The 9,019-nt window shown below is 37.6% G+C and carries 9 protein-coding genes, 2 tRNA genes and 4 pseudogenes; 6 read left to right on the top strand and 9 right to left on the bottom strand.

The features are described 5' to 3' along the window. Positions 1-195 precede the first annotated feature (195 nt). Complete coding sequence (purN, locus tag ACFINF_RS07435) at positions 196-807, bottom strand: phosphoribosylglycinamide formyltransferase (protein ID WP_375620324.1); 612 nt, start codon at positions 805-807, stop codon at positions 196-198. Next, positions 804-1,895: a phosphoribosylformylglycinamidine cyclo-ligase gene (gene purM / locus ACFINF_RS07440; RefSeq protein ID WP_375620325.1), complete on the bottom strand. Its 1,092-nt coding sequence runs from the start codon at positions 1,893-1,895 to the stop codon at positions 804-806. Before purM ends, purN begins: the two co-directional genes overlap by 4 nt. Before the next feature lie 158 nt (positions 1,896-2,053). Between purM and ACFINF_RS07445 the strand changes: the two genes are divergently transcribed. The 5 genes from ACFINF_RS07445 (at position 2,054) to ACFINF_RS07465 (ending at position 5,248) form a co-directional block, all read left to right on the top strand. Further along, on the top strand, positions 2,054-3,265 hold the full coding sequence (locus ACFINF_RS07445) for an AI-2E family transporter (RefSeq protein WP_375620326.1): 1,212 nt from the start codon (positions 2,054-2,056) through the stop codon (positions 3,263-3,265). Next, positions 3,262-3,951 (top strand): DnaA regulatory inactivator HdaA, encoded by a 690-nt coding sequence (hdaA, locus tag ACFINF_RS07450; RefSeq protein WP_273788177.1) that lies wholly within the window; start codon positions 3,262-3,264, stop codon positions 3,949-3,951. Before ACFINF_RS07445 ends, hdaA begins: the two co-directional genes overlap by 4 nt. Before the next feature lie 709 nt (positions 3,952-4,660). Continuing rightward, positions 4,661-4,737: transfer RNA gene (locus ACFINF_RS07455), tRNA-Pro, on the top strand. 89 nt (positions 4,738-4,826) lie between these two features. Continuing rightward, on the top strand, positions 4,827-5,132 hold the full coding sequence (locus tag ACFINF_RS07460; protein WP_375620327.1) for an ETC complex I subunit: 306 nt from the start codon (positions 4,827-4,829) through the stop codon (positions 5,130-5,132). Between the two features lie 39 nt (positions 5,133-5,171). Next, positions 5,172-5,248: transfer RNA gene (locus ACFINF_RS07465), tRNA-Arg, on the top strand. Between the two features lie 259 nt (positions 5,249-5,507). On the opposite strand, the gene ACFINF_RS07470 is transcribed toward ACFINF_RS07465, so the two are convergent. The 5 genes and pseudogenes from ACFINF_RS07470 to ACFINF_RS07490 all read right to left on the bottom strand — a co-directional run. Next, positions 5,508-5,720 carry a hypothetical protein gene (locus tag ACFINF_RS07470; RefSeq protein WP_015856478.1) on the bottom strand — a complete coding sequence of 71 codons (213 nt, stop codon included), beginning with the start codon at positions 5,718-5,720 and terminating at the stop codon, positions 5,508-5,510. A 131-nt stretch (positions 5,721-5,851) separates the two neighbouring features. Further along, on the bottom strand, positions 5,852-6,079 hold the full coding sequence (locus ACFINF_RS07475; RefSeq protein WP_375620328.1) for a hypothetical protein: 228 nt from the start codon (positions 6,077-6,079) through the stop codon (positions 5,852-5,854). Next, positions 6,064-6,198: pseudogene (locus ACFINF_RS07480) on the bottom strand (lysozyme); the annotation flags it as partial. The pseudogene ACFINF_RS07480 and the gene ACFINF_RS07475, both read right to left, overlap by 16 nt. A 30-nt stretch (positions 6,199-6,228) precedes the next feature. Next, positions 6,229-6,655 (bottom strand): annotated as a pseudogene (locus tag ACFINF_RS07485) (phage tail protein); the annotation flags it as partial. An 18-nt stretch (positions 6,656-6,673) separates the two neighbouring features. Beyond that, positions 6,674-6,775, bottom strand: a pseudogene (locus ACFINF_RS07490) (phage antirepressor Ant); the annotation flags it as partial. A gap of 384 nt (positions 6,776-7,159) precedes the next feature. Between ACFINF_RS07490 and ACFINF_RS07495 the strand changes: the two are divergent. Next, positions 7,160-8,245 (top strand): hypothetical protein, encoded by a 1,086-nt coding sequence (locus tag ACFINF_RS07495; protein ID WP_375620329.1) that lies wholly within the window; start codon positions 7,160-7,162, stop codon positions 8,243-8,245. A 3-nt stretch (positions 8,246-8,248) separates the two neighbouring features. Here the strand turns inward: ACFINF_RS07495 and ACFINF_RS07500 are convergent. Both ACFINF_RS07500 and ACFINF_RS07505 read right to left on the bottom strand, forming a co-directional pair. Further along, positions 8,249-8,628 (bottom strand): annotated as a pseudogene (locus tag ACFINF_RS07500) (hypothetical protein). Between the two features lies 1 nt (position 8,629). Then, positions 8,630-9,019, bottom strand: a 390-nt coding sequence (locus ACFINF_RS07505) for a major capsid protein (RefSeq protein WP_375620330.1), incomplete at its 5' end; no start/stop codon positions are given.

The following is a 9,019-nucleotide window of genomic DNA, read 5'->3' on the forward strand; positions in this document are numbered from 1 at the left end:
TGTCATAGAACTGAATAAAAAAGAAGAATTTGAAAATTTAACTAAAATTCAAAAAAATCACACATTCTGCGCAAAAATTTATGAAGAGATAGACTCTATTACGTCAACATTTAATAGAGATTTTCAATTATAGACACTGAGCACAAATTATGTATAAGACATTGAAAAATGCTGATTAATAGATTGTTGATACACTCAAAAAGATAAAAGCTGTTGCTGCATATCTACCATTTTGCTCTTCCCTTCAATAAATGCTTTTAAGGCTTCGGGGTAGAGTTTATGCTCTGCTTTAAGAACTCTTTGTGCTAAGCTCTCAGAAGTATCATAGGGATAGACTGGAACAGCTGCTTGGGCAAGGATTTTTCCTGCATCCATGTCTTCTGTAACAAGGTGAACAGTGCAACCCGTGATTTTTACGCCTGCTTGTAAAGCTTTTTCATGTGTGTTTAAGCCTTTAAATGAAGGCAAAAGAGAAGGATGAATGTTTAAAATTCGTTCTTCGTAAAGTTTTACAAAACGTGGTGAGATAAGGCGCATATACCCTGCAAAGCAGAGAAAATCCGGTTTATATTGATCTAAAATCGTAAAAATACTTTCTTCATGCTCTTCTTTTGTTTTGTAAATTTTGCGATCAACAATATGAATAGGTAAGTTATGGTTTTGCGCCTTTTCAATACCATTTGCACGCGGATTATCGCAAATAACTGCGACGATTTCAGCAGGATATTCCTTTTGCTGACTAGCTTGAGCAAGGGCGACCATATTGGATCCATTACCAGAAATGAAAACGACGATTTGTTTTTTCATAAATGCAGTACCCCTTTATAAAGTATTCCTTTATTTTGATCTTGGCGTTTTGTTAAAATGCCAAGTGGAGTTACATTCTCTCCTTTTCTTTCAAGAGCTTGCGTAATTGTTTCAGCTGCATGCTGTGCTACGATAATGATCATGCCAATACCACAATTGAATGTTCTTAACATTTCTGTTTCTTCTATTTTACCTTGTTTGGCAATCCATGAAAATACTGCTGGAACATTAATGGTAGAAAGATTAATTTCAGCGCAGAGAGAAGATGGAACAACACGTGGAATATTTTCAGGAAAGCCTCCACCTGTAATATGAGCAAGAGCTTTAATCCCTTCGTATTTTTGCATGATGGGAAGAAGCGATTTTACATAAATGCGTGTTGGTGTAAGAAGTGCTATACCAAGGCTGTTTTCGGGGGCAAAAGGGGCAGGGTCATTCCATTTGAGATCATGTTGCTGGATGATTCGTCGAACAAGCGAAAAGCCATTGGAATGAATTCCAGAGGCGCTTAGACCTAATATAATATCACCTTCTGTTAAATCTTTTGAAGGGAGTAGCTTGCTGCGTTCGCATGCTCCTACAGCAAAACCGGCTAGATCATAATCTCCCTCTGCATACATTCCTGGCATTTCTGCCGTTTCTCCTCCAATAAGAGCAGCACCGGCTTGTTTACACCCTTCTGCAATACCAGAAACAATCGCAGCACCTTGTTCAGGGTCAAGCTTTCCAGTTGCAAAATAATCCAGGAAAAAGAGAGGCTCAGCCCCTTGTACGAGTAAATCATTGACACACATAGCTACAAGATCAATACCTACAGTGTTATGGTGACCTATTTCAATGGCAATTTTTAATTTTGTTCCCACACCATCATTGGCTGCTACTAGGATAGGATCCGTAAAGCCAGCTGCTTTTAAATCAAAAAGTCCACCAAAACCGCCAATTTCTGCATCTGCTCCGGCTCGTTTTGTCGCGCGTATAAAGGGTTTAATTTTTTCTACCATGGCATTACCCATATCGATGTTTACACCGGCTTTTGCGTAGGTAAGACCAACTTTGGATTTATTATTTGTAAGATCTTGATTGCTCATTGGAGCCTTCCTTTAATGGAAAATCGGGTTTTGATATTATGCAATGCCATGATAGAGTTCTCTCTGCAAGAGATATTGATAAGAAAATAAGCAACTTTGCTTGTACCTTATTTTGAAGATGTTTATAATTTTTTGTGAAGAATTTTTTAGGATATTTTATGAGCAAGATATCAGATAATCATGGTCAGTCTTCTTGGCAACTTATGAGAAAGAAAGTGAGTGAGAATACATCTCGGGATCGTTATAAGACTTATGTGCCAGCGTATACTCAATTACCGTTGCCGAATAATATGAAAAGGCAAATCTTTTTCTGGCTTGGTACGCTGATTTTTTTCATTTTTTTTATGTTTGTTTTTGGATCGATTTTGCTTCCTTTTGTGGCAGGGATTGTTCTGGCTTATTTTCTCAATCCTATTGTTCAATTACTTGAAAGATTTGGTATTCGCCGTGTGTTTGGGACTGTCCTCATTACCTTATTTATTGTTATTACCTTTGTTGCTGCTTTAGTTATTTTGATTCCTGTTATTAGTTGGCAAATACAGCAATTTATGAGTGATGGTTTACCTGTTTATATTAATCGTATTCAAACCTTTTTTGTTGAGCATGATTTTGATTGGATAAGGCGCTATTTTGGAAGTGATCCAAATGAATTACGGAATAATATTAAAGGATTTTTGGGAGAAGGTTCTGATTTTATTACGTCTCTTTTGAATTCACTTTTAAAGTCAGGAAAATCTATCGTTAATATCGCTAGCTTATTTGTTGTGGCACCTGTGGTGGCATTTTATATGTTACTAGATTGGCCACGTATGGTAACAGCAATCGATTCGTTAATACCGCGTGATCATCTTGAAACCGTTCGGAGTATTTTTCATGAAATGGATAGAGCTATTGCAGGCTTTGTTCGTGGACAAGGAACAGTTTGTCTTATATTGGGAGGCTATTATGCTATTGGTCTAACGATTGCAGGACTCAATTTTGGTCTTTTGATTGGTATGTTTATTGGTCTTATTAGCTTTGTTCCTTATATCGGCACAATGAGTGGTTTGGTCCTTTCTGTTGGTATTGCATGGGTCCAGTTTTATCCCAATAATTGGGGGGGAATCATCGTTGTGATGGCACTTTTTTTTATTGGTCAATTTATTGAAGGTTATATTCTTCAACCCAAGCTTGTAGGTTCATCAGTGGGATTACATCCCGTATGGTTGATGTTTTCACTTTTTGCTTTTTCTTCACTCTTTGGTTTTACCGGTATGCTTGTTGCTGTTCCTGCGGCAGCGGCTGTTGGCGTTTTAGTTCGTTTTGCTCTCCATACTTATCTTAGTTCTCAGATGTATTCGCGAAGGGGAAGTTCGGAGCCGCTAAAATGAATGGGCGTGAAACGCAATTATCTTTAAATTTTCCTTATGATCCAATTTTTCAATTTGAGGATTTAGTGGTAACGGAAAGCAATCGTATGGCTTTTCAGCTTATTGATCATTGGCCCAATTGGAGCTTACCTATTGCAGTTTTGGTTGGAAAAGAAGGATCTGGAAAAACACACTTTTCTAATATATGGCTCCAAAAAGCAGATGCTTTCAGGATTCAGCACAATGAAATTGATCAGGCTGTTACTATGGCTTCTTTAGGCAGATCATTTTTAATAGAGGATATTGATGCAGGTGAAATTAATGAGACAGAACTTTTTCATTTAATTAACAGTATTAAGCAAGCAAATCTTGATGCACGACAAGCTACTTTATTGATGACGGCACGGACACTTCCTTCCGCTTGGAATTTAAAGTTAAATGATCTAAAAAGTCGTCTTAATTCGGTGATGTTCGTTGAAATTAATCAGCCTGATGATGCATTATTAACAGCTGTTGCATTTAAGCTTTTTTCCGATAGGCAACTTATTGTACATCCAGACACGGTTTATTATCTTGTAAGTCGTTGTGAACGTTCTTTATTTTCATTGAAGCGTGTTATTGATTCTGTTGATCAGTTGGCATTACAAAGAAAAAGAAAAATAACACGTGCTGTTATTGCTGAAGTTTTGAATAGAAGAAATCCGTAAATACTCCCTATCATGGCTTACTTATTCTGTCTTTCTATTATCGTTTCAATATGTAGCAAGACAAGTCATTTAAATTTTCTTCTTTTTTGATATCTGTTAAGAGTGAAAATAGTATTTTTTACTTTAGTCATGTGTTTATCTTAAATAGCTTTGAGATTTTATTGTATGATGTTGACTTTTTTCCATCTTTGCATTTGAAAATTTTTCTAAAAAAAGCGCTTTATTTTATTTATAATGGGACTTTCGTGCTTTGAAAAAATGTTTGTTGTTTATGGATTTGGATTGTAGAAGATTCTGGAATTTTTAATAAAAGAGTTCTTTGCAAGATAGAAAAAGAGGGGAAAAAGCTTAATACAGCTGATTTTTTGGCTTGTGTTCTCTTTTGGAAAGTTTTTCTATGATATTTAAGTCGTTTTTTTCTAAAATTGTATCTGTAGAATGCGTTTTGATACAGTGAGAGTTTGCTTAAAGCAGGATGAAAATTATGAAATCCTTACAGAGAAATTCATTGTTTTTTTAATATAGATTGGGATTTTTTACGGAGGTTGTTTTCTATTATTTGTCAATAAATATGTTATTGAGTAGGGAAAAAATTTTTAAAACGTGCTTTTTTGTAAAGAAATGCAACAAAATTAAAAAAAAGTGTGTTTTTCTCTTGCACTTCTGTTGTGAAAATTTTAGGAAATGTGCATCAAGTAAATGTAAATGGCGGAGCGTAGCGCAGCCTGGTAGCGCACCTGATTTGGGATCAGGGGGTCGTAGGTTCGAATCCTATCGCTCCGACCATATTTGATTAAGAGTGTGAGAATGACCCAATTGGGTACGTGTGGTGGAAAACTATCATTCAAGCGTTGTGTAATCTGAAGGAAAAAGGCATGATCGCACGTATTTATAGTCCTGCTAAGACAGCTATGCAGTCAGGTAAGGGGAATACAGGTTTTTGGATTCTAGAGTATGAGCCGGTGAAAGCAAAAATGCTTGAACCTCTTATGGGGTACACGGCAACGTCTGATATGAATAATCAGGTAAGGATCAGATTTAATAGGAAGGAAGAAGCGATTGCTTTTGCGCGTAAGAATGCTATCTCTTACCGTGTAGAAAAGAAACCTACGTCGATTCGACGTGCTATTTCTTATTCTGATAATTTTCGCAGTGATCGGCAGCACTCTTGGACACATTGAATTAAAGATGCTATTTTGAATTGAGAAAATAATCAGTTGGGTCCCGTAGCTCAGCTGGATAGAGCAACGGCCTTCTAAGCCGTGGGTCACAGGTTCGAATCCTGTCGGGATCACCATCCAGTTTTCACCCATGTATAACGTATTTATTCTTTGTAATCTTTTTTAAAGTTCGGGAACATTAACAAAAGTTCGGGAATAGGATTTTCCAACATACTTTTACAAAGCTCATCTGTTTACTCCAACGTTCTTTAATAATTTTTTGAATTCTTTGAGAACCACTATTTTAAATGCGCAAAGATATTATCTATCGTATTCACAAGACGTGCAAAATTAAGAATTCATTTTCTAAAGAATTTCGCGCGTCTCAGAGTATGTTTAGAGTCGGATATTTGGTTTTTGTGTAAAAATACTTACAAACGCATCCATAATACGTGAAAAATCAAGTGCTAATAAGAGTATAATGAGTACAATCCATTTCGTATAACGAGACATCACTTTTACACTTTTGTAGGTCATGATGATTTCTTGAAGTATTTCTTTTTCTGCTTCTGTAAGCTCTATATCGTCTTGTGTTTTTTTTCTAGCCATGTTTCCACCCACACACGCGTTCACCTAGATTATTGTGCTTTAAGATCTCTCTTGCTAAATTGGAACTGATGGCGTTCAGATCTTTCTTGTCTAAATAAATTGGCAACCAGCCAACACAAGAAGAAGCATATTTATTTGTCGCGCAACCAGTCAGAGAGAGCAGCACGCACATCAGCATCACTTTTTTGATTAACTTCACTTTCCACCTCCAGACGTGTTGTGGCTGCTTTTAAAGCTTTTTCTGTTTGCTTTTTCTGTTCACTCTTTTTCCCAAGAGTAAATGCTCTTGCTAATGCAATAAAAAAAGCGGCTAAAGCCGCGCCTGTTACCATCAGATTTCCTTTCATCCATAAGACCATAGGTGGTGCTGCTGAAAGCGTTTAGCAACAAAGAAAATACCAGCACATGCGGCTAAAACCATAATGGTTGCCAAAGCCCATTGGATTGGTCCATTGCCTGCTAACAAACCACCAAGCCCTTGTTCCACCCATGGAACCCCATAAGACATATCAAGTGCTTTATTGTCAGCGTCTCTGATTTCGTCCTTGAAACCATTTGGTACTGAAATATTTAGATTTGTAATGGTTACATGGGCGTCTACTTCAACAGATTTGTGAACCGTAATGGGCTTTGGAGCTTTAAAGGCACCCACTTTATTTGTTGCCTGCATTTGTCCTGTTCAACGACACTTGTATTAAAACCACTCTTGCGTTTTTCAGGCGGGGTATTTGTAACCACTCCTGTATCCAACATTTTTTTTGCCCGTGCATTGGTTTCATTGGTAAAGGTTTTAATGGTCTGGGTTGAAGTTTTGTTGATTGAAACATTAAAGCCTAGCTTTTTTTTTTCATCCAATTAGGCATCCAGCTGGTTAATTTGCTTATCATGCCGCTAAACCATTCGGACAAGGTTTACCACTTGCTTTTGATGCCGTCTCACAAGCTCTCAATGAGATCGGATTTTATCTCCAAAAATGCATGCAACTCACGAGCATTTATCGTTTGAACTGTATCCTGCTCAATAATTTGTTCTTTAATTTCTATAAGGGCATTCATAAAGGACTCCTAGTTGTTAGATGTTTCTTAATGACACTCTAAAAGAGCTCTGGGTGCTAAGAAACATGGGCAACTAGCCCCGTCCGTTACATTTTCCCCGTAAAGGGTCTTGTATAGTGTAACTATACCCGACAAAGTTATTATATGCGTGTAGCATACAACGAGTCAAAACTTTAATTGGCGGAGAAGATATTGCTCCAGCAATCCGTTCGCTAGTTGCTTTAAAGTGTTTTTTAGGCACCTGATTCGATTATTCATATCGCTGTAATAATGTCACGCAGCAATATCACTTTTTTCTAAAAATTATAAGCACATCTTTACTTTATTTGTCGACTCACTTTAAATTTTCGGCTTAGTTTTTTATTTATAGTGGAGGGGGAAATAATGCTCGATACGCTTGATACAATTGCGGTGATCGTATGCTTGTTATCATTCCCAATGATGGTTGTCGGACTTGTTTTAGTGTGTATAAAAAAATGGCGGAAAAACGGACTGAAAACTCTTGGTATTGGAGTTTTATCATTTCTCGGCTCTGCAATATTAGGTGCGTTTTTTTTTCACAAAATCGAACCAGATCAAGTTACATACAATAATGAAATTTTTTCCTCCTCCTCGACTTCATTAATATATGTTGCTACTCAAAATGAAAGCGTGAAACAGGTACTACCTGAGAATACTGATAAGCAAAGTATCCATGTTCAAGACAAAAAGTCAGACGAAAATGATGGTCTAGGTTTTTGGGGATGGTTCAGGTTACTTTTCTTTGCATTTATTGCTTTGTCTATTTTTGTTCATTGGCAAGATAAACGCAAAAAACGTTTTAAAGAAAAAGTTTCAGAGCAGGTTTTAATGCCTCCCCCCCATATCCACCCTTCTTCTGATTTATCAGTTGTTAATAAAATGTCGCCGGAACTTGAAAAAAAACGATTAGAAAAGAGGGTACAGATCTTTCTCCTTTGTGTTCTGTTGAGTGGAGGCATTGTGGTAACAGTAACTATTACACCATGGTTATTAGTACCCATTCTTATTGTTTTAATTTTTGTTATTATTGCCTATCGTGAGGCGAAAAAGGAAAAAAACTTTGAGCAAGAAGTTGCTCTGTGGCAATCAGATATTCCTCCCTCTAATTTTGAGGAAGCATGTGAAATGTTTCAAGAACTTGACGCAAGTGAATATGATTATCGTTTAGCAAAAAATGAAAAACTGTTGGGAGTTCAAGAACGCGTTACCTTCAATATTTACGAAAAGACTCCAGCTTTAGGACGTCTTTTAGTAACAAACCAAGCTATTGTATTTGAAAGCCCTGAAGATAATGAAAGAACTACTTGGACACGAATTGCATCAGTCACTATAACATATCAAAGATGTCACATCAGTCACCGTACTGGCTCACCATGGAGTTACCGATTTAGTGCCATTCCAAATCCAAGGTTTGTAGCAGTAATTCGGGCTCTTGGGCAGCCTTATTAATTTTTAAATACACAAGATAAAGATACGTCCATTTTTTATCTCCCGCAAGATAAGCTTATACATACCGGATTCTGAGGCTTGGACATCTGTGACAGTGAAGTGCTCTTGGGAAGAAGGAGCTTTGCTGTTTTCAGGATCCATCACAATAACACTATCTTGAGGGTTTGGTGGCACCACCCAATATCATTGATACAAAGATCAAGTTCCTTTCTTGCAATTGTGCTAGGGATTCTGCCACCAGCGTCCGATTCTTAATGCTTAATGCCGTAAATCGCTGTGATACGAAAAGATTGCTGATTGTCCTTTCGCGTGTAGATGATGGGCTGCCCAAAAGTGTTGCGCACATCTTTAACCATTTGGTTTAGCAGCCCGTGCCATCGCATGTTATTTCGCTCCAATCACGGCTTTAAACAGCATTTCAGGGCGTGTGCAAATGTAAAGCGGATAGCTATAGACCTCCGGTTTTACCCATGCATTACGGTCGTGGTCGACGATAAGCATGGTGTAGAGAGGTTTTCCAACGGTGTTGGCAAAATCCAAGCTTTCACCAGGAGCAAAGGTTTTTTGGAATACACCAGGCGCATCAACAGGGAAGAATTGACATTCGTCAGGCTTAATTCCTATGGCGCGCTTTGTTCCAGCCTTCGCACTTACATTATAGTTGTGGATACTCCGGTAATTAATGAAAGTGACACCTGCAAAGTCAAAACTGCCAAAGCTGCCCGAGCCAAGAGCGCTTGGTGTTGCAACACCTCCGGCGCTATTGAGTGTCTG

This window comes from Bartonella sp. TS25HLJMH (assembly GCF_042193505.1).
Lineage (GTDB): Bacteria > Pseudomonadota > Alphaproteobacteria > Rhizobiales > Rhizobiaceae > Bartonella > Bartonella grahamii.